General features: G+C 41.0%; 26 protein-coding genes. 13 read left to right on the forward strand and 13 right to left on the reverse strand.

Annotated features, from left to right (window positions below; all coding sequences use genetic code 11):
- Positions 1-146 precede the first annotated feature (146 nt).
- The 3 genes from AC4CU2_RS05170 to AC4CU2_RS05180 all read right to left on the reverse strand — a co-directional run bounded on the left by AC4CU2_RS05170 (position 147) and on the right by AC4CU2_RS05180 (position 2711).
- Entirely contained in the window at positions 147-401 is a 255-nt protein-coding gene (locus AC4CU2_RS05170) for a YfhL family 4Fe-4S dicluster ferredoxin (RefSeq protein ID WP_010327176.1), read from the reverse strand.
- 14 nt (positions 402-415) lie between these two features.
- Complete coding sequence (gene trhP / locus AC4CU2_RS05175; protein ID WP_125275057.1) at positions 416-1816, reverse strand: prephenate-dependent tRNA uridine(34) hydroxylase TrhP; 1401 nt, start codon at positions 1814-1816, stop codon at positions 416-418.
- Positions 1817-2279: 463 nt separating this feature from the next.
- Positions 2280-2711 carry a Cd(II)/Pb(II)-responsive transcriptional regulator gene (locus AC4CU2_RS05180; RefSeq protein ID WP_490768375.1) on the reverse strand — a complete coding sequence of 144 codons (432 nt, stop codon included), beginning with the start codon at positions 2709-2711 and terminating at the stop codon, positions 2280-2282.
- A 76-nt stretch (positions 2712-2787) separates the two neighbouring features.
- Here AC4CU2_RS05180 and AC4CU2_RS05185 point away from each other — a divergent pair, with 76 nt between their 5' ends.
- Entirely contained in the window at positions 2788-3426 is a 639-nt protein-coding gene (locus tag AC4CU2_RS05185; protein ID WP_039890057.1) for a cation efflux transmembrane domain-containing protein, read from the forward strand.
- 142 nt (positions 3427-3568) lie between these two features.
- On the opposite strand, the gene AC4CU2_RS05190 is transcribed toward AC4CU2_RS05185, so the two are convergent.
- On the reverse strand, positions 3569-4411 hold the full coding sequence (locus AC4CU2_RS05190; protein WP_005400543.1) for a hypothetical protein: 843 nt from the start codon (positions 4409-4411) through the stop codon (positions 3569-3571).
- 251 nt (positions 4412-4662) lie between these two features.
- Between AC4CU2_RS05190 and AC4CU2_RS05195 the strand changes: the two genes are divergently transcribed.
- The gene (locus AC4CU2_RS05195; protein ID WP_005400544.1) at positions 4663-5229 is read left to right on the forward strand and encodes a TetR/AcrR family transcriptional regulator; all 567 of its coding nucleotides are present in this window, start codon (positions 4663-4665) and stop codon (positions 5227-5229) included.
- Between the two features lie 389 nt (positions 5230-5618).
- Here AC4CU2_RS05195 and AC4CU2_RS05200 read toward each other — a convergent pair whose 3' ends face one another.
- Both AC4CU2_RS05200 and AC4CU2_RS05205 read right to left on the reverse strand, forming a co-directional pair.
- Positions 5619-6419 carry a DUF2071 domain-containing protein gene (locus AC4CU2_RS05200; RefSeq protein WP_490768376.1) on the reverse strand — a complete coding sequence of 267 codons (801 nt, stop codon included), beginning with the start codon at positions 6417-6419 and terminating at the stop codon, positions 5619-5621.
- Positions 6420-6528: 109 nt separating this feature from the next.
- Entirely contained in the window at positions 6529-7308 is a 780-nt protein-coding gene (locus AC4CU2_RS05205) for a ferredoxin--NADP reductase (protein ID WP_004696086.1), read from the reverse strand.
- Between the two features lie 105 nt (positions 7309-7413).
- Here AC4CU2_RS05205 and tsaA point away from each other — a divergent pair, with 105 nt between their 5' ends.
- Positions 7414-8118: a tRNA (N6-threonylcarbamoyladenosine(37)-N6)-methyltransferase TrmO gene (tsaA, locus tag AC4CU2_RS05210; protein WP_411370403.1), complete on the forward strand. Its 705-nt coding sequence runs from the start codon at positions 7414-7416 to the stop codon at positions 8116-8118.
- A 49-nt stretch (positions 8119-8167) separates the two neighbouring features.
- Here the strand turns inward: tsaA and AC4CU2_RS05215 are convergent, their stop codons facing one another.
- Together AC4CU2_RS05215 and AC4CU2_RS05220 are read right to left on the reverse strand one after the other, a co-directional pair.
- Complete coding sequence (locus AC4CU2_RS05215; RefSeq protein WP_490768377.1) at positions 8168-9205, reverse strand: hypothetical protein; 1038 nt, start codon at positions 9203-9205, stop codon at positions 8168-8170.
- Between the two features lie 125 nt (positions 9206-9330).
- Complete coding sequence (locus tag AC4CU2_RS05220; RefSeq protein ID WP_411370352.1) at positions 9331-10584, reverse strand: MgtC/SapB family protein; 1254 nt, start codon at positions 10582-10584, stop codon at positions 9331-9333.
- Positions 10585-10792: 208 nt separating this feature from the next.
- Between AC4CU2_RS05220 and tfpB the strand changes: the two genes are divergently transcribed.
- From tfpB to AC4CU2_RS05240, 4 genes are all read left to right on the forward strand, one after another.
- Entirely contained in the window at positions 10793-12550 is a 1758-nt protein-coding gene (gene tfpB, locus AC4CU2_RS05225) for a type IV pilus assembly ATPase TfpB (RefSeq protein ID WP_490768378.1), read from the forward strand.
- A gap of 101 nt (positions 12551-12651) precedes the next feature.
- Entirely contained in the window at positions 12652-13014 is a 363-nt protein-coding gene (locus AC4CU2_RS05230) for a NirD/YgiW/YdeI family stress tolerance protein (RefSeq protein WP_004696098.1), read from the forward strand.
- 144 nt (positions 13015-13158) lie between these two features.
- A complete protein-coding gene (locus AC4CU2_RS05235; RefSeq protein WP_234950468.1) occupies positions 13159-13821 on the forward strand; it encodes a response regulator transcription factor in 663 nt (220 codons plus the stop codon).
- Positions 13821-15158, forward strand: coding sequence for a sensor histidine kinase (locus AC4CU2_RS05240; RefSeq protein WP_490768379.1), 1338 nt, complete (start codon positions 13821-13823; stop codon positions 15156-15158). The genes AC4CU2_RS05235 and AC4CU2_RS05240 overlap by 1 nt, the downstream gene beginning before the upstream one ends.
- Positions 15159-15280: 122 nt before the next feature.
- Here AC4CU2_RS05240 and hemP read toward each other — a convergent pair whose 3' ends face one another.
- On the reverse strand, positions 15281-15448 hold the full coding sequence (gene hemP, locus AC4CU2_RS05245) for a hemin uptake protein HemP (RefSeq protein WP_004696105.1): 168 nt from the start codon (positions 15446-15448) through the stop codon (positions 15281-15283).
- 150 nt (positions 15449-15598) lie between these two features.
- Between hemP and AC4CU2_RS05250 the strand changes: the two genes are divergently transcribed.
- Entirely contained in the window at positions 15599-16498 is a 900-nt protein-coding gene (locus tag AC4CU2_RS05250; protein ID WP_490768380.1) for an NUDIX domain-containing protein, read from the forward strand.
- Between the two features lie 12 nt (positions 16499-16510).
- On the opposite strand, the gene AC4CU2_RS05255 is transcribed toward AC4CU2_RS05250, so the two are convergent.
- Entirely contained in the window at positions 16511-17059 is a 549-nt protein-coding gene (locus AC4CU2_RS05255) for a tetratricopeptide repeat protein (RefSeq protein ID WP_490768381.1), read from the reverse strand.
- A 21-nt stretch (positions 17060-17080) separates the two neighbouring features.
- A complete protein-coding gene (gene mrcB, locus AC4CU2_RS05260; protein WP_490768382.1) occupies positions 17081-19477 on the reverse strand; it encodes a penicillin-binding protein 1B in 2397 nt (798 codons plus the stop codon).
- A gap of 151 nt (positions 19478-19628) precedes the next feature.
- Between mrcB and AC4CU2_RS05265 the strand changes: the two genes are divergently transcribed.
- From AC4CU2_RS05265 to AC4CU2_RS05275, 3 genes are all read left to right on the forward strand, one after another.
- The gene (locus tag AC4CU2_RS05265; protein ID WP_078426355.1) at positions 19629-20567 is read left to right on the forward strand and encodes an NAD(+) kinase; all 939 of its coding nucleotides are present in this window, start codon (positions 19629-19631) and stop codon (positions 20565-20567) included.
- Between the two features lie 3 nt (positions 20568-20570).
- A complete protein-coding gene (locus AC4CU2_RS05270; protein WP_058869973.1) occupies positions 20571-20837 on the forward strand; it encodes a YeaC family protein in 267 nt (88 codons plus the stop codon).
- A gap of 95 nt (positions 20838-20932) precedes the next feature.
- Positions 20933-21373 carry a hypothetical protein gene (locus tag AC4CU2_RS05275; protein WP_490769211.1) on the forward strand — a complete coding sequence of 147 codons (441 nt, stop codon included), beginning with the start codon at positions 20933-20935 and terminating at the stop codon, positions 21371-21373.
- Between the two features lie 22 nt (positions 21374-21395).
- Here the strand turns inward: AC4CU2_RS05275 and AC4CU2_RS05280 are convergent, their stop codons facing one another.
- The gene (locus tag AC4CU2_RS05280; RefSeq protein ID WP_087012098.1) at positions 21396-22397 is read right to left on the reverse strand and encodes a glycosyl transferase family protein; all 1002 of its coding nucleotides are present in this window, start codon (positions 22395-22397) and stop codon (positions 21396-21398) included.
- 410 nt (positions 22398-22807) lie between these two features.
- Between AC4CU2_RS05280 and AC4CU2_RS05285 the strand changes: the two genes are divergently transcribed.
- Both AC4CU2_RS05285 and AC4CU2_RS05290 read left to right on the forward strand, forming a co-directional pair.
- The gene (locus AC4CU2_RS05285; protein WP_087526574.1) at positions 22808-24151 is read left to right on the forward strand and encodes a dicarboxylate/amino acid:cation symporter; all 1344 of its coding nucleotides are present in this window, start codon (positions 22808-22810) and stop codon (positions 24149-24151) included.
- A gap of 143 nt (positions 24152-24294) precedes the next feature.
- Positions 24295-25437, forward strand: a complete 1143-nt coding sequence (locus AC4CU2_RS05290) for an acyl-CoA dehydrogenase family protein (RefSeq protein ID WP_490768383.1) — start codon at positions 24295-24297, stop codon at positions 25435-25437.
- A 49-nt stretch (positions 25438-25486) separates the two neighbouring features.
- Here the strand turns inward: AC4CU2_RS05290 and AC4CU2_RS05295 are convergent, their stop codons facing one another.
- The gene (locus AC4CU2_RS05295) at positions 25487-26005 is read right to left on the reverse strand and encodes a DJ-1/PfpI family protein (RefSeq protein ID WP_490768384.1); all 519 of its coding nucleotides are present in this window, start codon (positions 26003-26005) and stop codon (positions 25487-25489) included.
- Positions 26006-26103 lie beyond the last annotated feature (98 nt).

The raw sequence follows: 26103 nt of genomic DNA on the forward strand, positions 1-26103 counted from the left end.
TATTTTGTACAAAGAAAAAGCCAAAGTGCTCCCCAGTCACTTTGGCTTTTTCATTTAGTTTTTGTTTATTGTTATTCTTTGCCCAGTTTTTGTTTTGAAACTCTGAGTGTGGTCAGTACTCGGTTTCTTTTCTACTTTCCCCAAGGTTAGATGTTAAATAATTTCAATCCTTTAAATTTTTCTAACAATTGTTGCTGTGTTTCAACGTGTTCTGGATGTTGCTCGATACAAGCAATTGGGCAAACATCCACACAGGTTTGGGTATCATAAAAACCAACACACTCGGTGCAGCGGTTGACGTCTATTTCATAAATTTTATCACCTTCAAAAATAGCGGTATTGGGACATTCAGGAAGACACATATCGCAGTTAATACATGCATCCGTTATTCGTAGTGCCATGGTATTAACCCCAGTCAGCTTGCAACATAAGCCAAGGCAGGCGCTGAAATGTCGGTACTTGAATGCGGTAAGTTGCGAATGAGCAGGGCATAGTGCATGTCGACATCAGCAGGAACTGGGATTTCAACCACATGACCTGAGCCTTTCGCTTCAAGTATTGGATTCCCTTTTTTATCGAGGATTTCTGTTAGTTCAAAAGTGATGTTGCCTGAAGTGGTCATGAGTTCGAGCACATCACCCACTACAAAACGGTTTTTGACATCGACTTTCAGATAATCGCCATTGCGCTCCAAAATTTCACCGCAGTATTGTTGATGGTCAAAACTGGATGAACCATTTTCATAATTTTGATATTCGCTATGCACGTGGCGACGTAAAAAACCTTCGGTATAACCACGGTTGGCCAGACCTTCGAGTTGTGTCAGGAGTGAGGAATCGAAAGGTTTACCGGCGAGCGCATCATCTATGGCTTTGCGATAAATTTGTGCTGTACGCGCACAGTAAAAATAAGACTTGGTACGTCCTTCAATTTTTAAAGAATGTATCCCCATTTGGGTTAAGCGCTCAACATGCTGCACCGCGCGCAAGTCTTTTGAGTTCATAAAGTAAGTGCCATGTTCGTCTTCTTCAGCAGCAAACATGTCTTCTTCATTACGTTGTAGTAATACGGGTTCATCGAACTGATGCTGTGCTTGCATATGCAGTTCATCAGCATCAGGGCTTGAACAGCAATTGGAGTCTGTATTCAGATTTTGGACTGGGATCACATCACCATTTTCATCTTGCGTAGTCTCATGAACTTTATATTCCCAACGGCAAGCATTGGTACATGCCCCTTGATTGGCATCACGCTTATTCATATAGCCTGAAAGCATGCAACGTCCTGAGTACGCCATGCATAACGCACCATGCACAAAAACCTCAATTTCCATGTCAGGCACTTGTTGCTTAATTTCTTCAATTTCATCAATGGATAATTCACGGGACAAAATGACACGAGTCAGTCCCATATTTTTCCAAAACTTCACAGTAGCCCAGTTGACTGCATTGGCCTGAACGGAAAGATGCACATCCATGTCTGGAAAATGCTCGCGTACCATCATAATCAGGCCTGGATCCGACATGATCAGGGCATCGGGTTGCATCGCAACCACAGGTGTGAGGTCGCGAATAAAGTTTTTGAGTTTCGAGTTATGCGGTTGAATGTTGACGACCACATAAAACTTTTTTCCTAAGTCATGCGCTTCTTGAATGCCGATAGCCAGATTGTCATGATCAAATTCATTATTGCGCACACGTAGACTGTAACGAGGTTGTCCGGCATAGACTGCATCTGCACCATAGGCAAATGCATAACGCATATTTTTAAGCGAACCTGCAGGAGAAAGAAGTTCAGTAACGTGATGAATGCTCATGATTAAACTAAGGCATAAAAAAAATATGGGTTTATTGTAGGGCTTTAAAAAATAGATTCAACCTAGTAAACAACTCGGAATTTAAGCGGTTATAGGCGCGAAAATTACATGTTCAAACGCTGGATGTGAGTGCTCAATTATAAATGTTTGAATATATGGTTTTATGTGGCTAAGGATAGAAGTAAATTTAAATATCCTTGTTTTATAAAGTAAAATATCGGTTATATAAAACTTACTTGTCGTTTTAATCATCAAAAAGCTAGAGTTCTTTGCGGCATTTTATCCGAAATGATTGGGGATCATTTTTATTAGATTTGCTGTGAAGCTAGATTTTTTTATTTGTGAATTTATAAAAAAATTAAATAAAGTAAGGATAAAAATCCTGCATTGCCCACGAATGGTTCGAGTAAATAGTTAGCAAAACTGAGTAATACCCATATTCTAAATTCTGCGTTGATGTGTTTTATGCATCTGAAAGTCCTGCTTCAAGATGTCTTAAAATTTGACAATCATCAATAGTTGATTGAGTTGTGCAGGACTGCCGAAGTTGTTGTAGTTGTATCTGAAATTTTTGTAATTCAATGATTTTTTGTTCGACTTGTTTTAAATGTTCATCGATCAGTTGATTGACCGCACTACAGTCTTGTTGAGGCTTTTGCTCCAGTTCAATCAGGTATTCAATTTCTTTGAGTGAGATATCCAGCGCGCGGCAACGTTTAATAAAAATGAGTCGTTTAAGCGCATCATCTTGATAATAGCGATAGTTATTTTCTCCGCGAAAAGAAGGCTCTAATAAATGCTTTTTTTCATAAAAACGAATGGTATCGGCACTTAATCCTGTTTTATGGACTAAGTCTTTCATCAAATAAATAGCAGATGAGTTTTGTTGATTCATTTTGCTTGACCTTAGAGCGACTCCATAGTTTTTAATCATAATAGAAAATGATTACGTCTGGATAGAGGTTGTGTATATGGCATGTTCTTCTTGCAGTTGTGCACCCGCACCGCAAAAGCCAAATAGTAAGTTTAGAACGGCATTGTGGATTGCCTTATTGATCAATTTAGCCATGTTCGTGGTGGAGCTTATTGGTGGAGCTTATGCACATTCGTCCTCTTTATGGGCTGATTCTCTAGATTTCTTTGGTGATGCAGTCAACTATGGTATTTCACTGGCGGTGCTTGGTGCGAGTTTGTATTGGCGGGCGACAGTGGCACTGCTCAAAGGCATTACCATGGCGTTATTTGGTCTAGTCGTGATTGGTAAAGTGATTTATGCCTATGTTTTGGGAATTCCGCCTGAAGCCATGACCATGGGGGTGATTGGTGTGATTGCTTTGCTTGCGAATGTGGTTTGTGCCGTCATTTTATATGCCTTTAGAGAAGGTGACTCTAATATGCAATCGGTCTGGCTTTGTAGCCGAAATGATGCGATTGGGAATGTGGCGGTTATTTTTGCTGCAATAGGTGTGTTTGGTACAGGCAGTTTGTGGCCAGACATAATCGTGGCAGGCATTATGGCGACTTTAGGTATGACGGCGGGTTATCAAGTGGTGAGCAAAGCGTTATCTGAGCGCAAAAAAAGTATATTAGAAAATTCGACTGCACAATAAAAGTGAGAGTGCTTCTACGGTTTAATTCTAGATTTAATACTACTGCTGGAAATTAATGCTTGGCATTCATAAGATGTGAATTCACTCCATATTCAAGAGTTGGATACGTGAGTGTACAAGGACGTTTAGCTACTGAGGTGAATTAATGAGTTCGTAAACTCATCTTGCTCCAAAAGTTATTCCATAGACTTAAATATTCAGTTTGAAGTTGCTGGAAATACAGAGCCTGTTCAGGTTTATAGCATTGTGTGAATAGCACCCAAACGTCGTCTTCATGATTGTCATCGTTAGCAAGGGTTGTATCACATGTTTCTGCAAGGCCATGACATGCATAGTATCCTTGGGTAAATAAAGGATCATAGGCTGCGAGATTAGTTCTGAGTGCTTCACTAAACTTAATCACTTGTAATTCAGTACAAGCCAAAATGAGCAGCAAGTCTGCATAAGAATGAATATGTTCTTGAATAAATTGTGCGATTGCAAATGCTTCAGGCTCGGTCTGTTTTTGATCGGTGACATTGAGTTCAAGTTGCTGCATCAGTTGAAGGAAATAGACCAAATGCGATTTAGAGGGTGAGCTTTTCTCAAGTTGATGGGTATTAAAACCCAATTCATCTAGAAGATTTAGTGACAACAAATAACGTGCATATATCTTGGCTGCAATGCGGTCTTGCTCCACGATATTACTGTCGTGCTCAAGTTGCAGTGCTTGATACATAGCCATACTCAAAGCATCAGTGAAAATTTTGACAATGGCGGTAAAATAATTCAGATGAATAAATTTCAGCTGTTCAAGGCTCAGTTGGCATTGATGCAGCCGTGTCAGTATCGGATGTTGAAATAAAATATGTTCGGCTGTCGTTTGTTTCAAGCGGATGATCGCTTGAGTATTGGTTGCCCATGACGCTGAGCTTAAGGATCGTTCAATAAAGCGCAAAACTTCTGCGCGGGTATGTTCAGACTGGGTGAAGGAGAGAGCATTCATATACGAAGTAAATTTTAATTGTCATCATTTTTATCATAGTGAAAAAGATCCGACTCTTCTAGTGTTTTATTTATTTTAAAAACTATATATTTCAAATGGTTATTTTAATATTGATATTGTTTCTTATAAAAAAACGGTGTTGATCTAAATTTGATATATAATATCGTCTTCAATCGATGTATTTCGTTTTCATGTGCTGTTCTTTTGGGTTAATGGCTTAATTTTAAAGTTTTGTGCATCAGGTAAAATAAATGTCAAAAAAAGAAGACATCATTAACACAGCGCTTAATCTCTTTAACTCACATAGTTATAATTCTATCGGTGTGGATCGGATTATTAGCGAGTCTGGCGTTGCTAAAATGACGTTTTACAAATACTTCCCATCTAAAGCTAAATTAATTGAAGAATGCTTAGTGACCAGAAACCAAAATTTACAGCAGTCGCTTGAAGCGACGATTGCTGCATGTGACCCAAGTGATTATCTCTCCCATATTCGTGCAATTTTTGAATGGTACCATGCTTGGTTTCATAGCGCGGATTTTAATGGTTGTATGTTCCAAAAGGCAGTTGAAGAAATTTCAAAAATTTATCCTTCTTCACTACAGCCCGCAATTGATTATAAAGAATGGTTAAAAGGCAAGTTATGTCAGGCTTTGAATCGTCTAGGTGTGAAGCAGGATGAACAGTTGGCGGCTTTTTTATCGAGTATTTTGGATGGCATGACCATACAAGCGCAAATCGATCCGAAGCAAGTGCATTTGGAAGATTATTGGAAGCGTGTGAACACTTTAATTCAAATGGAACTTTCAGCTGCCTAATATATAAATTTTGATTTTAAGGTTAACCTAATACACTCATTATATTGCTGGCTTAAATGCGCTTAAAATAAATCACGTACAAATAAATAAGCGCGATAACGGTTAAGTTATCGCGCTTTGCTGATAATGATTATGTTCCATATCGCACATTATTTGACAATAATGCATGATATGAATATGAGCAACTTAATGTGCCTCCTTATATTTTTTGTACCCTCTGAATGTTTTCGGTCATTCAGTATTTCAGCAAAAATAGACAGACTTGTCTGTTTTGTTGAATTATAGAGACTTTGTGGAGAAAAACAACCAATCTCTCATTATTTTGGCTGAAATTTATTCATCATGCTTAATATCCCTTAAAATATGTAGGGTATTCATTATTTATTGTGTTATTCAGCCGAATGATTAAGGCACCTTGGGGGTAAATAAATGGTAAATTCATTGATTGGTTCAATCAGAACACTATAGGGTTTGAGCTGATCTTCATAGCATACAAGATTGAGCCTTGCTAAAAGTTCAAAGCGGGCAGAGTGCAGGGTTGCAGGTTTCGGATTTAATCGATCATGCCAGACGCGATAGCTGCCGAGTTTTCCATCGCGGCGATGATAAAATCCTGCCAAAGGGTGGGTCAAGAAGACTTGATAACTTTCTAAATTGGTAAAGCCTTCAAAATGCCATTGGTCATGTTCCGACTGAGACAAATGTACATCTGAAGTGGCCCATGCCGATTGAGTACGCATTTTATATTGTCTATATCGCCCCTCTGCATCTTGCTGACAATCAAACTCAATCTGTGCTGGATGCCACGGTAATTGCCAAACATAACGAGGAACGATTAGCGTCCAAGAGTCCAAAGTCGTTCCTAAAAACCAAACACAACGTTCCTGTGTCTCCTGATCAATCACGTAGACTCGATAATTGGTTTGCCCCATAGTGAATTTTGGAAAAGGATAAACCGCAGAGCTGAAATCGACATCGATGAAGGGCACTACTGACATTAGTGCTTGTTGTTTGCCTTGGTATTCTACTGTGTCTAGCTTAAACCGTACTGGAATGATCTCTTTAAACCGAGCTGGGTCGACGGCATAAGTAATGAGGGAAAAATGCTGGAGTTTACACTGTACATCGAGGCCGCTGGGCTTGGGTTTCGGATGTAAATAGTCTTTAAATTTGAGTTCTGGAAAGGTCATGGGTTTAAATTCTAGATTTGTTATTTTTTTTAATATTAGATAAAACTATACGTAGAGTAAAGAAAAAACCGAAGCCTAAGCTTCGGTTTTTTAATATCTTTATATAATCTTATTTTTCAACGAATGCACGTTCAATCACGTAGTCACCAAGTACACCCATACGTGGCGACTCTTTTAAACCATGTTGGTCTAGAAGTGCAGCAACGTCATCGAGGAATGCAGGGCTACCGCAAAGCATTGCACGGTCCGTTTCTGGGTTAAAACGTGGTAAACCGATCTTTTCAAAAATCTCGCCAGTTTCAATTACTGTTGTTACACGACCTTGGTTTGGATACTCTTCACGAGTAACCGTTGGGTAGTAAACCAATTTATCTTTAATGCCTAGCTCTTCAAAGAACTCATTGTTCGGAAGTTCATCTAAAATGAGGTCTTGGTACGCTAACTCAGAAATGAAGCGCGTACCATGAACTACAATTACTTTCTCAAAACGTTCATAGGTTTCAGGGTCACGAATGGTTGCCAAGAACGGTGCAAGACCTGTACCAGAAGAAAGCAGGTATAAGTTTTTACCTGGGTTTAAGTCATCAAGCACTAAAGTTCCAGTAGGCTTTTTAGATACCAAAATTTCGTCGCCCACTTTAACTTTTTGTAAAATAGAGGTTAACGGGCCATCAGGAACTTTAATTGAGAAAAACTCAAGTTCTTCTTCGTAGTTTGCGCTAGCGATAGAATAAGCACGCATTAACGGTTTGCCATTTACTTCAAGGCCGATCATCACAAATTGACCGTTTTTAAAACGTAGAGCAGTGTCGCGCGTCGTTTTAAAAGAGAATAAAGTATCATTCCAATGGTGGACGTGAGTAATCTTTTCGACGTTGAAAGCAGCCATTAAAGGTCTCAATAAATTATCAAATTAGAACAGGTTGCTATTCTAATCTAAAATCATTCTCGATAAACTGAATATATTTAATTGAGCTTATTAGAAAAAGTGATGATGACTGAGTTAACCTTGCCAATTATTGGCTATATGCACTCTTCTTATAAGGAAAAGTTTGGTATTCCTCGTCAGCCTAATTTGGTTCAAGTGGAATCGTATATTGAAATGCTAGCACCCTATAATGATGTTCTGGCCTTTGAAGGAATTGAGGCATTTAGTCATTTATGGTTGGTGTGGCAGTTTCATGACAATAAAAATCCAGATAAAACCCAGTTCCGGCCACAAGTTCGTCCGCCACGCTTAGGAGGGAATAAAAAAATAGGGGTGTTTGCTACGCGCAGCATGTATCGGCCTTCACCGATTGGTCTATCGGTGGTAAGGCTCAAGTGTGTCAAAAAAGAAGGGAAGTCAGTTCGAGTGTATGTCACAGGAAGTGATTTACTAGATGGCACCCCAATTGTCGATATCAAACCTTATATTCACTACTCAGATGCAGTTATAGATGCGGAAAGTGGCTACGCGCAAGATGAACCTAAACGTAAATCGGTGATATGGTCGGATCGAGCGATCGAACAGAAGCAGCAGCTTTTGGTGAGTGAAAAACTTTCACTACAGACCGTACAAGAGCTTGAAGCCGTTTTATCTTTAGATCCCAGACCGGCGTATCAGTATGATGAAGCACGAATTTATGGGATGAAATTTGCAAATTTAGATGTGAAATTTAAAGTAAATGAAACTTGTGTAGAAATACAGGAGCTATAAGCTCCTGTATCGATTAAAATTTAAATCTACGGAGTTGTTCGAAATGGATTTAAAACTTTAGGTTTTGTTTTAAATAATTTGCTGCAACTGAATTGTATAAATCACAACCTTTATTTAAGCCATCTGCCTTAGTTAGCCGAGCTGCTTTCTCATCGGTGGACGTATTACTTTGATTAATTTGCTCTTTATCTAATTGGATATCATTTGCAAGATTGGACTCTACGCCAGCAGTTTCTTTTGAGCTTGTATAGTAGGCGCCTTTATATTGAGTGTATCCAGTGAAGGCATTTGCTTCAGTTTCATCTGGACTGTAATGATATGCAAGTGCATTTTTAAATTTGGTGAGCTTAAAATAATTTTGTACGGTTTGATTGGTAAACCGTTCTACAAATTCATTAAAGTTCTGTTGATATACATTTTCTGCTTCAGATAAGAGTAAATATTCCTGATTATTCGAATATTCTGTTTCCTGTAAGCAGGTTGAACCCGCTGGGAATTTTAATGCTTGGTATGCTTTTAATTTTGTATTGATTGCATCTGGATACTTAACGCTATATTGGGGATAGTCTAAGTTCCAATTCAGTTCAGGGTCTACAGTTGCAAGTACGCTTTCACCAGCGATATTACGTTGATTCACAGTTGTGGTGAATTCTAAACCTGTAGATCCGATTGCGGAATAAGGACTAAGTTTGATTTGATTATTGATGAAGGTCATTTCTCCCATTAAAGCGCCATAGCGGCTATTTGTAGGACCAAATGTTTGATACTCGCCTTGTTCAGTTAAGTAAATTTCATTTGTATCATCATCTGCATCGAAAGTAGCATAAGCTTTGCCATCAGCCAGCGTAATTTTTGTATTTAGCACGCCAAAATCAACAGCTTGCGTATATGAGTCATACCAATAATCAATACGAACTGTTTCCCATTGCTGGGCTGTATTTGTATTATTAGAGTTATTAGTTGAAGAATTATTGGATGTTGAGTTATTGCTAGTACTAGTATTGTTAGAACTATCAGAACTTCCGCCACCACACGCGCTAAGCATTAATGCGCTAAAAACAGCAAGCGATAATATTTTAAATTTCATAAAGATCCCAATTCAAAAATATATTATTAATAAAGTTATTGTTTAAAAATGAAGCGGGCCGATTATAGATTAATATGATGAAAATAAAAAATTAAATTTTATAAAAATTAATTATTTAAATGGAATTAATCAATCGTCCACCAAAGTAGCCCAATCAAAACCACCATATGCAAAATCTGAATCGGGGCAAAAGCTATAAAGTATTGCTTACCACCTGTTAAGGCGGCATTAATGGACTTGGCAACAGCGTGTGCAGTCAAACCTAAGATAAATGCTGACATTGCTGCCGTGTCTGCTGGTGCTCCTTGCATGACCACAGTTGCTATCGCTGCATGAATTTCAAATAAAGAGGCCAACAAAGTCCCAGCGATTAAACCTGCATCTCCCAACCAAAGGTTGAGTCCATACACAACCGCTTGGATGAGCGTCAAAGTCAGGGCAATAATGCCAGCCTCTTTTAAGCTAAACATGCGTGAATCAGTGGGTTGATGTTGTTCTTGTGCAGGGGCAGATCGTACCAACGCATAAGCACAGATCCCTAAAAGGACACTTGCTACAAGGGTCGGAAGCAGTATGGTTTTGAGCCAAAGTATACTCACACCTGCGACTATAATCAGCAGTTGTAATAAAGTTGCAATACAGGACATGAGCGCTGCACCTGCATTGGGTTTGGCGAGTGCTCGACCAGCGCGTACTTCCATACCTAAGCTAGCAACAGTCGCTGTACTGGATACAAAACCTGAGGCGATTGCCGATAAAATCATGGCATTTTTAGTGCTCAGCAGTCGTTTGGCAATATGTGCAAGCGCTTGAACACCAAGAATAAGTGTAACTAATTTTAAAATAATATAGGGATTCAGCACAGCACCCCATAAAGGCGTATTCGGCGTTAAGGGCAGGGCAATTAAAATCAGCGCTAGGAGAAAGATACCGTCTTTAAACTCAGCCTCAGTAATCCATTTCCCCGCAATGCTGTGCATCGGATGTTTGGTCATTAAAATAATGGTCAGCAGCACGGCTAAACCTGCTGCTAAAGGGGTATTCCACAGGCACATGGCACCAATAAAATACGTCATGACAAAGGCAAGTTCAGTGGTTGAACCCAAATCTTCTGTTTGGTTTTTCATTGAGAATATAACTATGCCGCCGATGATCAGCGCACCGACAATACCGATACCGACACCAAATAAAAAACAAATAGCACCGAGAAGGGCACAAATGGCAAAGGAGCGTAGTCCTGCAAAGCTCTGTTGGTTTTCACGTTGTTTGCTTCGTTCGCGCTCTAGACCAATCAACAGTCCACAGCCTAATGCTGAAGCCAAGGTAATGAGGACATCAGATAAAGCCAAGTTGTTGATGGAAACTATGCTGAAGTCCAAGCCTATCTCACAAAATTTAATGACCTGTCTAAAATATAGGCGAATGCTGAAGGTGGATTCAAGTTAAAAGAGCAAGATTTGTGAGTAAATTCGTGATTATATTGATGAGCTTGGCTACTCCTCGATATTTGTGGGATTTGCTTATGCTTTGTGTGAATGAATACAGAAAATCTTGCTATAGTGGGGTTATGTTTGGGGACGTATAACAATGAATTTTAATTTTGAAATTGATACCACTTGGTGCTTAGATCAACTGTTTAAAGATGGGCGAATTACTGAAAAAGAAAAAAATCTAGTACAAACCTCGCACCGTCAACGCGATCAATTGAAGTGGCATCCTTTACAGTGGATTGCTCATTTTAATCTGGTGGATCAGTCGCATCCACAGTCGAGACTGACATTAAATCGGCTGTGTCAGTGGCTAGCCGAAAAGACCCAATTACCGTTTTATGTGATTGATCCACTCAAAGCCGATGTGCAAGCTTTGACTTCGGTGATGTCTCAAGAATTCGCCTTCCGCAATAAAATCTTGGCTGTTGAAGTTCAGGCCAATCAAGTGTTGATTGCAACAGATCAGCCGTATATGAAAGATTGGATCGCAAATTTGGAGCAGAATGTTGCACCGAAAAAAATCCAGCGTGTATTACTCAGCCCTGAACAATTACAGCGCTATATGGTCGAGTATTATCAGGTGAGTCGCGCCGTCAGTAACTCCCAGAAGTCTGGGAGTTATGACCGTGATAATAAAGGCGTAGAAGCACTTTTACAGTTGGGCGATAGTCAAAACCCTGATGCCAATGACCAACACATTGTTAAATTAGTCGACTGGGTTCTACAGTTTGCTTTTGAGCAAGGTGCCAGTGATATTCACTTAGAACCACGTAAAGACAACGGCAAAGTTCGTTTCCGTATTGATGGGGTGCTGCATACGATTTATAACATGCCTGCCAATACTTTAACCGCGGTGATTTCACGGATTAAAATTTTAGGTCGAATGAACGTGGCGGAAAAACGTAAACCACAAGATGGGCGTTTAAAAACACGGACACCGAAAGGACAAGAAACAGAACTGCGTCTTTCGACTTTACCGACTGCTTTTGGTGAAAAGTTGGTGATGCGTATTTTTGACCCTGAAGTTTTAGTGCGTAGCTTTCAGCAGTTGGGTTTTGAAGGGCATTTGCTGAGTGATTGGCAAGCGCTGACGTCGCATAGTCACGGCATTATTTTAGTGACAGGACCAACGGGTTCAGGCAAAACCACCACGCTTTATTCTTCTTTGAAACAATTGGCTACCGAACAGGTGAACGTCTGTACCATTGAAGACCCGATTGAAATGTTAGAGCCGAGTTTTAACCAAATGCAGGTGAATACAGGTATTGATCTTGGTTTTGCTGATGGTGTTCGTGCACTGATGCGTCAAGACCCTGACATTATTATGGTCGGTGAGATTCGTGACCATGATACGGCCAATATGGCGATTCAAGCAGCACTTACAGGGCATTTAGTGCTTTCAACTCTGCACACCAATGATGCACCTTCCAGTCTAACGCGTTTGCATGATTTAGGCGTACAGCCGTTCTTAACCGCGGCAACCATTTTAGGGGTATTGGCACAGCGTCTCGTACGTCGTCTATGTCCACATTGTAAAGTTGAAAAGCAAATCAACAGCCAAGAATGGGAGCATCTGACTTTTGATTACATTATGGAAATGCCTGAAAAAGTCTTTACCGCAGTAGGATGTGACGAGTGTCGTCAAACGGGCTACAAAGGACGAGTCGGTATTTATGAATTTATGCCTGTGAGTTTAGAGGCAAAGCAACTGATTGGTGCCAATGGTGACTTGACCGCACTGCGTCAACAAGCCAAAAAAGAAGGCATTGAGCCTTTAAGAATTGCAGGGGCTCGTAAAGTTTTAGAAGGCATCACGACACTAGAAGAAGTGTTACGTGTCGTCCCACTCAACTAAGCGTTTAATACGTTACTTGAAGTTTTCTTAAGATTCAGCTCATCTAGCTTTGGTTTAATCACTTCATCGAATAGATGAACAATTAAATAGAGGTACTGGATATGAATATGATGATGAAAGCGTTATTGGTTGCTGGTGTTATTGGCTCAACAACTGTCGCTGTAGCAAATACGGCAGTGAACCAAGCGGCAGTTGCTGCTTCAACACCAACTACGGTTAAGCATGCGTTAACATTAAAAGATGACAGTCACGTCCAGTTAAAAGGTTATGTGGTCAAAGCCATTGGGGATGAGAAGTATGAATTCCGTGACCAAACAGGTTCAATCACTGTCGACATTGATGATGAACTATGGGGTGGCAAAGCGATTTCAGCTAAAACACCTGTAACCATTATCGGTGAAGTGGATATTGACTACAAACCAGCAAAACGCGTTGAAATTGATGTAGATCAGGTGAAATTCTAAATACGCTAGTTCAAGCTCAATTCAATTTTGATTGGACTTTCTTAAAAAACCACAGGGCTTCGATTGGATCTTAGCCCTGTGGTTTTTGTATTTTGAGCCATTTCACGGCATGATCTAAACAATCGTAATAAGGCAGGTTAAGCAGTGCGGATATTATTGGCAGAAGATGATGCCTCTCAAGCTGAGAGTATTAAAACTTGGCTTGAAATGGATGGCTACAGTGTCGATTGGGTGGAACGGGGCGACCATGCCATTTTAGCCATTGAACAGCATCACTATGACTGTGTGCTTTTAGATCGAGGTTTGCCGCATGCCACAGGCGATGACATTTTGCTGAAAGTCCGTGGCAAGAACCTATCGACTCCTGTGATTTTTTTAACAGCGCGTGACAGTATTCGAGATCGAGTCGAAGGGCTAGACTTGGGCGCCAATGATTATTTGGTCAAACCTTTTAGTCTAGAGGAATTATCCGCTCGAATTCGTTTACAACTTCGACAGCAACAGCATAGTAGCTCGCAGGTATTGAGCTATGCCAATATCCAACTCGACCCACAGGCCAAAAGTGTGACTCAAAATGGTCAAGCTGTTAATTTAACCGCCAAAGAGTTTCAAATTTTGCATAAATTGATGCTCAAGCCCGAATATGTCGTTACGCGGGAACAACTTGAGGAAAGTCTTTATGCATGGGGCGATGAAATCGAAAGCAATGCGATCGAGGTTTTTATTTATCAATTGAGAAAAAAACTCGGTAGCCACTGTATTAAAACCATTCGTGGTTTGGGCTACAGAATGAATCAGGACATATAATGGCTCAGCCAATTTCACTCCAGCGTCAGCTTGTTAAAAGTTCGCTCCTCAGTTCGATACTGGCGGGGCTTTTGGCATTGCTGATGTTTATTGGGGTGTCGGTTTATCAGACCATGTCTATGCAAGATGAAATTATGGATGAAATGGTCGATATGTTGCTGGCAGATGATTTAACGGTCAGCAATGGTCAAGCTTTGGCAGAGCTTAGTGATGAGTTTGATATTCGCTATCGACTCGATAATGCACAGCAACTTTTGACTGCATCCGAAGATGTACCTGAAAAAATTACTGTTGATCATTTGAGTTTGGTTTCAGATGCACCTTATGGTTTTTATTGGTCAGAGCAGAAACTTTGGCGTATTTATACTGCGCAGGATAATCACGGTTTACAGGTTCAAGTGACCCAGTCGATGTCCGAACGTTTCCATGCATTTTGGCAAAGCATCCTAGTTTTCAGCGGTGTGTTGTTTTTAGTCTGGTGTGTACAGTGGTTGTTGATGCATTTCGCTATTCGACGTAAATTTCGGGTGATACACCAAGTTTCAGAGCAGATTTCAAATAAATCAGTTAATGATTTAGCACCTATTTCTATGCCAGAACCTGAGCTGATTGAGTTGCAACCGATGTTATCGCAGCTGAATGCTTTATTGGCACGTTTAGACCAAGCTTTAGTGGCAGAGCAGCGCTTTACCGCGGATGCTTCACATGAGCTACGTTCTCCACTGTCTGCGATACAAATGCGACTTCAGGTGCTCAAGCGCAAGTTTCCTGAACTTGAAAGTGAGTTAAAACCGATCCAACAAGATGTCAGTCGTGGGGTACAGGTGTTGGATAATCTGTTGTTGCTGGCACGTCTTGACCCTGAGCAAAAGGAAAGCTTGGCGAAGACTAAGTTTGACTTCAGTCTGCTAATGCAGGACGTGATTAAAGCTTTACAGCCGTTTGCAGACTCAAAACAGATTAAAATTAACGTGGTGCTTGCAGAGCAGGTTTATATATTGGCCAATGAGCAGCTCTTATTTAGCGCACTTCGCAATTTGCTCGACAATGCCATTCGCTATAGCCCCGAGCAGGCACAAGTTTTTGTCAATCTCACGATCGAAAAACAGCAACTCAGACTGAGGATTGAAAATAGCGGAAATGGGGTCGATGCAACAGTTATCCAGCGTTTGGGTGAACGCTTTTATCGGGCTTTAGGTACAAAAACACAAGGTTCAGGCTTGGGCTTATCGATTTGTCAAAAAATTGTCGATTTACACGCAGGGCAGTTGTTATTTAGTTCATCCGACTTAGGCGGTTTAAAAGTGGAACTGCAGTTAAATACGCTTGAGACTTAGATATGCAGATTGTGATCTGTGATAAAAACTGCATAAATGATCAAACTGAAAGACATTAAAAAGCAGTACGCGCTGACATACTGCTTGTTTCCACGATTATTGTTATTGGGTTTTTATAGTTCTTATTTGGTAAGAATGAGTCGATTATTGCGAGTGAGTCGTAGACGATACTCTTCTCCAGCATGCATAATGCGAATTTCACGGCCTAGGGCAAATAAGTTGTTTGAGTGTAGCATTGGTAGTGAATGGGCTGTTTCGTTACGAGTAAATAAGCTAAATGGTGCGTTCATTCTGGCGACTCCGTGGTATATGTTGAACGATTTAAATGATAATCATTATCGAATGAGGCTGTCAACATTTTCTCGCTGAAAATATAAAAAACTTCAATATCGTTACATGCAGTCACTCAATACACTACACATCTGAAATGGAATCTGATTATGTCAAAACCTTTGGTTCAAGTCGCTATAGCCATCCTTTTACATCAAGGCAAAGTGTTGGTGGGTTGGCGTCAGGCGGAACAGCATCAGGGCAATAAGCACGAATTTCCTGGAGGGAAGGTGGAAGCAGGTGAAACGCCTGAACAAGCCTGTCGCCGTGAAGTGTTAGAAGAGGTTGGAATTGATATACAAGATTGGCATGCTTTTGACTGTATTCAGTTTGAATATGACGATGTGATTGTCAATTTGCATTTATTTCATGCTGTAGTATCAAATCATCTATTGGCAGACATTCACTCACCATGGGCGTGGTTCAAGCGTGCCGAATTACAAGATCTTAACTTTCCAAAAGCCAATCAGGCCATTTTGAAGCGACTTCATGCTGCACCCGTGATTAAAATTTCAGATCAAATCGATCTGTTGAAGGATTTGCCTGAACAACAAGTGCTGTATTGGCGAGTGCCTGCCAGTCCTGAACATATTTTAAAAATTGCAGAACTGAGTGTAGAACAATTGGCACGGGTGATTGTAAATATAGAACTATGGAAAGGTTTAAATCCACTACAACAGCAGGCAGTTGCGGCCATACACCTGAAACAATCTCAACTCATGCAATTGAGTAAAGGGGAGTTGAACGTTGGGCAGCGTTATATAGCGGCCTGTCATGACCGTAGCAGTGCTGAACATGCACAAGAAATTGGCTGTGATGCTCTTTTACTCAGTCCCGTACTTGATACACTCAGCCACCCAAATAGTGAAACTTTGGGTTGGGAACAGTTGAGCTTGATTGCAGAAGAGATTCATATCCCGATTTTTGCTCTCGGCGGTTTACAGTTAGCTGATTTAGCCAAAGCGCAAAGTTATGGCGCTTATGGTATAGCAGGGCAGCGCTCCATCTAACGGAGCGTGCTTTTAAGACAGACTTTTGATTGCTGTTTGGGCTTGTTGAATGGTTTTCAGATTCTTCTGCATTTGACCTGCTTTTAAGATAATGCTCCAAAGCTGCTTTTTCATGGCATTGCTTTGGGCATAACTCAAGCCGCGACGTGCAAGCGATTCCGCATTTGCAGGTTGTTTTTGTTGATTAGCAATTAAAGCCAAATACAAAAAGGTCTCACTCGACTGTGGCGCTAAACGCTGTGCTTGCATGGCGTAGCTTTGTGCTTGACTCCACTGGCCTTGGCGATAGGCCGTTTGTGTTTTTTGCATCAGACTTTTAAAAGCAGGAAGCTGTCGCCCATCATCAAACTGTTGTTTGCTTTTTTGTTCAGGAATCACAATCTTCTGACGTTGAATTTCTTCACGGTCATAAGGATGAATTGTGACGCCTGAGGGTGTTTTCTGCTCTTTATCCGCCTGTGTCGGCTTTTCAGGTATCTTTTTTTCAGATGGCTGTGGGAGGCTTTGACAGCCTGCCACAGTCACGATGGTTGCTAAGATACTTAAACGTTTAAACCACATCAAAATTTAAATCCGTCCTATTTATTCAGGTTGATAGCTACCACTCGAAATGACTTGCGTCTCATCTTCTAAGTTACGCTGCATGTTCGATTCACTTTCACGAATATAGTTGTCTATGCTGTCGCTTTGTTCAGGTGTAGCTTGGTAACCATCTGTTTCAGGATTGTAAGTGGGTTCAACTTGATAATGCGGTAAGCCACATGCTGTTGCTTTGCGTGGTATGGTATTCCGTAAAAGGGGGATATACATTGCACCTTCACAACCTTGAGCAGCAAGATAACCCGTGCCACGATCAATCCAATGCCATTGCACATCATCTGGTTGGCGTAAGTTGACTGGTTTTTGACGCAGTTGGCTCATCACATTGGTCCACACTGGCAACGCGCCTGAAGAACCTGTTAATCCAGTTTGTTTGTTGTCATCTAAACCTAGCCAAACCACAGAAACATAATTACCCGAGTAACCTGCAAACCATGAGTCACGGGTGTCATTGGTAGTCCCAGATTTGCCTGCAAGCTGAAGCGAGTTCGGCAGAGTGTTATAAGCCGAACGACCTGTACCTGAGGTCATCACTTGTTGTAGGCCATAATTCAGGACATAGGCTGAAGCAGGGTCAATAGTTTGTTGGACATTTAAACCATAACGGGTCAGCAAGCGACCATTTTGATCGACAACAGTACGAATGGATTTAGTCGGATACTTAAAACCGCCTGTGGCAAAGTTGCCATAAATGCTGAGCATTTCCATCGGAGACATGTCTACCGCACCCAAGAAAATGGATGGATAGGTTGGAATATTACTGGTCACACCAAAACGTTTTAGGTGATTGCTAAACGTCGATAAACCAAACTCTTGACCAAGGCGAACAGCTGATAAGTTATATGAATTAGACAGTGCTTGTACCATTGGCACAACGCCATGTTCACCACCACTATAGTTCTTAGGTGTCCATGCTTTACCATTGGCTTGAATACTAATGCTACTGTCTTCAATTGGGCTGGCCCAGTTGTAACGTCCCGATTGAATTGCACTGAGGTAAATCACTGGTTTAAGCAGTGAGCCGACTTGACGTTTGGCATCGAGTGCACGGTTAAAACCGGTAAAGTCTTGGGTTGAACCAACAGCTGCGACCAATTCACCATTTTCAGGATGAGCAACCAACACCGCACCTTGTAGCTCTTTTAGACGGCTTGAGCCACGGCTTAAGCGACCAACAGTCGATTTAAACGCATCTTGAATTTTGGTTTGGGCAATCGGATCGAGCGTTGTAAAGATGCGTAGACCTTGGTTGGTCAAATCACCTTCTTGGTATTCGGTACGTAACTGACGGCGTACAATGTCTAAGAAATCTGGGAAACGTGAAGGGCCGAGAGTCGGTTTGGCAATCACATTTAAAGGGCGAGCCGTTTCAGTTTCATATTGTTCTTGGGTCAGATAGCCCATGACCAACATGTTGTTTAAAACAATATTACGGCGTTTTTTCGCAGCTTCTGGGTTACGCCAAGGGTTATATAAGGTTGGACCTTGTACCAAACCCACCAAATAAGCTTGTTGCGCAATATTTAGCTCACGCAAAGGCATCCCGAAGTAAAACTGCGAAGCCAAACCATAACCATTAATAGAATAGTTGCCATTTTGACCGAGGTTCACTTCATTGAGATAGGCTTCTAAAATTTCATCTTTGTCATAGTGAAATTCGACCAATAAAGCCATAAATGCTTCATTGACTTTACGCTTAATGGTTTTTTCAGGGGTGAGATAGAAGTTTTTCACCAACTGTTGGGTCAGTGTTGAACCACCTTGACGTTTTCCACCCGTGACATTACTCACAATCGCACGTGCCGTACCACGAATCGAAACGCCGTGGTGACTATAGAAATTACGATCTTCTGTTGCAATTAAAGCCTCAATTAAAGGCTTAGGGACTTTGTCGAGTTTAATCAGGACACGGTCTTCATTATGCTGCGGATAAATCCCGCCAATCAGCATCGGCTCTAAACGTGCAATCCCTGTAGAAGAGGGTTTAGTTGCACTGACTTCAGCCACTTGCTCATCGGCAAAGGTGACTTTAAGCACTTGTTCAGGCTCGACACTATCACCGAAGTCAAAGCCACGAGTGTGTACATATAGCTCATTGCCAGAACTGACAAAGTTCCCTGATTTGGTATAGTTTTCCGAGGACTTATAGCCCAAAAGTTTTAACTCTTGAGTGAAGTCAGCCTGACTGACAGGGGCATTGGTATACACTTCGAGCGGGCGTGCGAATACCTTCGCAGGAATGTCCCAGCGCTTGCCTTCAAACTTGTCACGTACAACGGAGTCGAGTCTTATCAAATAAATACTAAACACCAAGAATGCTGCAATGACTAAGATGCAGAAGATCAGTGCAATTAAACCTATGCCACGTTCTGACTTCATAAATACGAATAAGATCCTGAGAAATTGTGCTAATCATGCGAAGCTTTTCGCTAATTTGCAATAATTAAACTGTGAACAAACTGAAATATAGACAATTCCGCGTGTAGGAGCAGTCACTTTAGTTTTTGAATCAATTTAAATAAATAATGTTATGATAGGCGAGAATCGTAGCGGAGCGATGTTGCAGGTGCAAATTTCACATAAAACATTTCGAAACATAGGCTTAATTGGACGTCCTGATAAGTCTTCAGTTGTCGAAACCTTATGTCTTATTCATGATCATCTACTCAGCTTAGGGTTACATCCCGTTTTTGATGCGCAAACCGCTGAACTGGTTCCTTATAAAAACACGCAAACGGTGAGTCGTGCGCTTCTGGGTGAAGTGGTCGATTTGGTGATTGTGGTGGGCGGAGATGGCTCACTTCTGCATGCTGCACGTGCCTTGGTTAAATTTAATACCCCTGTAATGGGTGTAAACCGAGGGCGTTTGGGTTTTTTAACCGACATCAAGCCGACTGAAGTGATTTTTAAGCTCGATCAAGTCTTAAAAGGTGAGTTTCAGTTAGATCGTCGTTTCTTATTGGAAATGGAAATTCGCTCAAAGGGCGAGACGATTTATGATGCGATTGCGCTAAACGATGTGGTATTACACTCGGGTAAGTCGGTGCATATGATTGATTTCGAACTGAATATCGATGGCCAATATGTCTACCGTCAACACAGTGATGGTTTGATTGTATCAACGCCCACGGGTTCAACAGCCTATTCGTTGTCAGGTGGTGGCCCAATCGTGCATCCGGGGATGGATGCGATTGCTTTGGTACCGATGCATCCACATACCTTGTCTTCACGCCCGATTGTGGTGGGTGGACACAGTGAAATTAAGCTTCTGATTCGTGAAAACCGTGTTTTGCCGATGGTCAGTGCCGATGGTCAACACAGTGTTTCACTCAATGTGGGTGATAGCTTACATATTCGTAAGCACCCCTTTAAACTGAATTTATTACATCCACCGGGTTATGATTTTTATATGTCATGCCGAACTAAACTTGGGTGGAACCAAGATTTTGACTCTTTTCAACAGGATTAAATCATGAATATTGAACAGATGCTTTCTATTTTAGATGCCGATATTGTTGAGCGTTTAAAAACAGCTGTAGAAATTGGTAAATGGCCAAATGGCGTTGCGTTGACTGCTGAACAACGTCAAACTTGTATGCAAGCTGTTATTGCTTGGGAGCATCAGAATACGCCTGAAAAAGAACGTACGGGTTATATCGATAAAGGACATAAAGAAGAAGGTGAGGAGTGTGATTCTCATGTGCCTGAACCAGAATTTAAACCTATTCGTTTTATTTAATTGATTAAAAATACGTTGAATCGCTCAGCAGCAGATGCTTGGTGATTCAACAACTGAATCTAAAAAGAATAACCTGCAAAACTGTTTCAATCATTATGCTTATAAAAATAATAAAGCTCACTCGACTCAGTTTGTTCTTCATTACTGCAATTTCGACCAATGTATTTGCAGAGCCAACAAGTGATGCAAGAAAAATTGAATGTTTATTAGATGTTTCTGTGTTACCGAGTCAAAATTTTAAAAATCCCGTCACACAATACACATCAATGAAAAATGATGGTTATCCGATGTTGTTGATTGGAATAAAGATCCATAACGCCCATGCAGGCGAAGCATCGAAAAAGATAAAAAGCCATCAGCTCTATTGTTCAAACCTAATTGGACAACAAAAAGATGTTTATTTATCTGGCCCTTATCAATCTCAAAAAATTGAGATTCATATTGGTGATCAGTTGATTCTCAGAAATATTCATTCTTCAGAAAAGCCTTATCCTTACTGGGCTGACTTTTACTGGATCGAAAAGCGTGACGAATAACGTTCACGCTTTTGCTTGTCCCTTATGCTTGGAAACGAGTGTGCCAAAGCTGCTTAGCCTGTTGCATAGCGTCGCTATACGTATCGCAGACGCCCATGGTATATAGCGCAATACCAATGGTTTCAGTCACTGCCATTTCACCATATTCATGTTGTTTTTCACCCAGCCAAACTGCTTTAAACTCACCTAAATCTAGCTCTTCTTCAATTGGGCTTCGGTTGTCGGTGAGCTTAGGGAGCTCATGTTCGTAGAGTTCACCATTTTTAATGCCGCAGATCAGTGTTTTGGCATCTGGGTTACGTTCAAATTCGCCGCCTTCACCTTTAATGACAGCACTGTTTTGATAACCTAATTTAAATGCTGCTTGCTGATGAGAACCACGATAGGCAGGGTGGAAAATAGCTTGCAAGGTTGCTTTGGCATTAAATGGATTGATTAAGCGTGCAAGAGTATGAATGGGTGAACGAAGACCCATAACATTTCGTAGGGAAATTAAGTCACTTAAAATCGGGGAGATGGCGTGCAGCGGTAAATATGCAAAATTACGCGACGCTAATTCCTGCTCCACATCTGCTTGAGTTTGGCAAATATTAAAATCGAGATATTCTAATACCTGTTCAGTATAAATACGGTTAATGGTATGACCTGATGCACCGTGCATCACGACCTTATAACCTGCTTTAGCTAAAGTCAGTGCCGCTAAGAGAAACCATGGATAGTGTTTACGCTTGCCTGCATAAGAAGACCAGTCTAAATCGACCTCTAAAGGCGTGAACGGCAGTTGATCTCGTGTGGCTTGAACAAAGCCTGCCAGTTCATCTACAGACTCTTCCTTAACCCGAAGTAGCATCAGAAATGCACCGAGCTGTACATCCAACACTTGATTTTTCAAGATCATATCAAAGGCTTGGTAAGCTTCTTCATAACTGAGTGAGCGTGCCCCATTTTTCCCTTTGCCAATAATGCGAACAAACTGGGCAAAAGGGTGCTCAGCATCTTTATAAATATTTCTTTTGTTGTTCATGGAAAAACCAAAGTAAGTGAAGGCTGTGTTGTGCTATTTTAGTGGAACAATCAAAAAAAACAGCACTTTTAATTTTAAATAAATTTTTCACCATTAGACTAAAGTATGAGTCATATTGTTTAGATTTTATACATTATGATTGAAATCAGTTTACTTTGATTAAAGAATGTTAGGTAAAATTTACCCAATAATTGTGACTCGCTAGTTTTTAGTCTCTCCCATTGCAGTAAATATGAATGAACTGTGATTTTTGTCACATTGCTGTTGTTTGTACACCATGAGTTTTTTACCCGGTGTTTGGATGCGGTCCAAACTGTGGGCTTTTTTGTGTTTATCAGAAAGCCCACTACCTATGAGGAAGTATAGGTATGCCGATTTTTTCAGTCTTTTGATTTACAGAAGTATTCGTTATGACTAAGAAACCAATCTATAAGTCACTATATTTTCAAGTTATTGTCGCGATTATTGCGGGTATCTTAGTAGGACATTTTTTCCCTAGTGGTACGCAAGTTATCAATGGCGTTGAAAAATATGTACCCGGCTGGGGTGAGCTTTTTTATCCTCTAGGTCAAGGCTTTATTAAGCTGATCAAGATGATTATTGCACCAGTAATTTTCTGTACCGTCGTGAGTGGTATCGCGGGTATGGAAAGTATGAAGTCTGTGGGTAAAACAGGCGGTGTTGCGCTACTTTACTTTGAAATTGTATCGACGATTGCACTGTTGATCGGTTTACTGGTCATTAACATCTGGAAGCCAGGTGTGGGCATGAACGTTGACCCTTCAACACTAGATACTTCAGGTATCTCAAAGTTTGTTGAATCTGGTCAGCAGCAAACAACTGTCGACTTCTTTATGCATATTATTCCAAACACTGTGGTTGGTGCATTTGCTGAAGGTGAAATCCTGCAAGTGCTACTCTTTGCCTTGATGTTTGGTTTTGCATTACATAAGTTGGGTGATGCAGGTAAACCTGTACTGAAGTTCATCGATCAAATTTCACATGTGTTCTTTAACATTGTAAATATGATCATGAAACTTGCTCCAATTGGTGCTTTTGGTGCAATGGCATATACCATCGGTAAATATGGTATTGGTAGCTTGGCGCAACTGGCTCAGTTGATTATCTGTTTCTACATTACCTGTTTACTTTTCATTTTCTTGGTTTTAGGCACAATTTCACGTCTTTGTGGCTTCAGCATTTTGAAAATGATTCGTATGATTCGCGAAGAGTTGTTGATCGTACTGGGTACGTCATCTTCAGAATCAGTTTTACCGCGTATGCTGAAAAAGCTTGAAATTGCAGGTTGTGAAAAGTCAGTGGTTGGTTTAGTTATTCCAACGGGTTATTCATTTAACTTAGACGGTACTTCAATCTATTTAACGATGGCTGCGATCTTCATTGCACAAGCGACCAATACTCAGCTGGATCTCATGCACCAAGTGACGTTATTGGGTGTGTTATTGATTTCATCGAAAGGTGCTGCGGGTGTAACAGGTTCGGGCTTTATTGTGATGGCAGCGACTTTGTCAGCCGTTGGTCATATTCCAGTGGCGGGTCTTGCGCTTATCTTAGGTATTGACCGTTTCATGTCTGAAGCACGTGCTTTAACCAACTTGGTGGGTAACTCATTGGCAACGATTGTTGTTGCGAAATGGGTCGGTCAGTTAGACCAAGAGAAATTACATTTTGCACTAGCAAATCCAGATGAAGTAGACCGCCAAATGGCTGTTGAAGAAAATGCTCACGCATAATTTCAGTTCATCTTAAACAGGAAGCCTAAGGGCTTCCTTTTTTATTGGCATAAAAAAATGGCCTGATGCGGTCATGACAGTTGCGTTAAAAATGGCTAGCATGTGGACTGAATAATAAAACAACGTCACTACAAGGAAGAAACATGTTGAATTACGATGCAGACCTAGAACTATTTCGCGATAACTTTCGCCGTTTTATGAATGAACACATTGCGCCACACTATGAACAGTGGGAACGAGAAGGCTTAATGCCGCGCTCAGTCTGGAATGTCTTGGGTGAAAATGGTTTCTTATGTGTCGATGTTCCAGAGGAATACGGCGGTTATGGTGTTCCAACGCATTATTCACTCATGTTGGTGGAAGAGTCGGCACGTGCGGGTTTTAGTGCTTTATCGACAGGAATTTCTTGTCACTCCGAAATTGCTGCGCCTTATATTTTGCACATTGGAAGTGAAGCGCAGAAACAGTACTGGTTACCGAAAATGGTGTCAGGTGAAGTGGTCGGTGCGATTGGAATGACGGAACCGGGTGCAGGTTCAGATTTGCAAGCCATGCGCAGTAACGCCATTTTGCAAGGGGAGCATTATATTTTAAATGGCTCTAAAACCTTTATTTCAAATGGGCAGCATGCCGACCTTGTGGTGTTGGCAGTAAAAACTGATCCGCAAGCCCGCGCAAAGGGTGTTTCACTGATTTTAGTCGATACCCACTTAGAAGGGTTTAAAAAAGGCACCAACCTCGACAAAATTGGGCTACATTCACAAGACACTTCTGAGTTGTTTTATGACAATGTGAAAGTCCCGAAAGATCAATTGTTGGGACAAGCTGGTCAAGGTTTTGCTTATCTGATGCAAGAGCTACCACGTGAGCGTACAGCAATTGCAGCCACGGCTATAGGTGCAATTCGCGGTTCGATTGATGTTACCATCCAATACGTCAAAGAGCGCCAAGCCTTTGGTCAACATATTTCGCAGTTCCAAAATACACGTTTTGTTTTGGCTCAAGCCAAGATTGATGAACAAGCCACAGCTGCTTTTTACAATCAAAACGTTGAGCTTTATATGCAAGGTAAGCTGGATGTCGAAACCGCAGCTGCGCTAAAAAGCTTTTCAACGGATATGCAAATGAAGGTGGCAGATAATTTATTGCAGCTCTTTGGTGGCTATGGCTATATGAGCGAATATCCAATTTCACGTTTCTTTGTCGATGCGCGTATTCAACGCATCTACGGCGGAACCAATGAAATTATGAAAGAAATTGTCGCACGTAGTCTACTTGGGCGCTAAGCCTGTGTTGATATAAACATGCGTAAAAGAGCCTGAAATAGGCTCTTTTTTATCGGTTCAGTACCAATAAACTTTCTTGTATAAAGGCGGGTAGGTCATATCGGGTTTGTGATGAAATGTATAAATTATTGTCATTCACAACACCTGTGTCATACAACACCGCACCTGCATCTTTTAAGTCTTGATGAAGGTGATGGATACACGTCATGCGTCTACCTTTCACAACTCCAGCATGCATTAAAATTTTGGGTGCATCAGCACTGCATAAAATGGGTTTTTGCGTGTTTGCAAAGTGCCTGACAAATAAGACATAGCGTTCGTCTTGGCACAGGTTGTCTGGCGAAAACCCACCTGGAATGAGTAAGGCATCGAAGTCATGCACGGAGGCAACATCGATACTTTGGTCGATGGTGACAAAGGCTCTACGCTTTTTGCCATAAATGATTTTGCCAGCCTGACTTTCAAGGTTAATAATACTATGCCGAGCTGCTCGAAATGCTTCTACGGGTTCAGCATATTCGGCATCCTCAAAGTCATAGGTGACCAAGACTGCAATTTTTTTGTGCATGACAGTACCTACAGTTCATTATTGTTTTGTTTTATTGAGACTATAGAGCAATCGCTGCTGCTGCATACTCTCTTTGTTATGAATACGTCAACTTAAGT

The sequence above is a fragment of the Acinetobacter sp. 797_lipA genome (genome assembly GCF_058243025.1).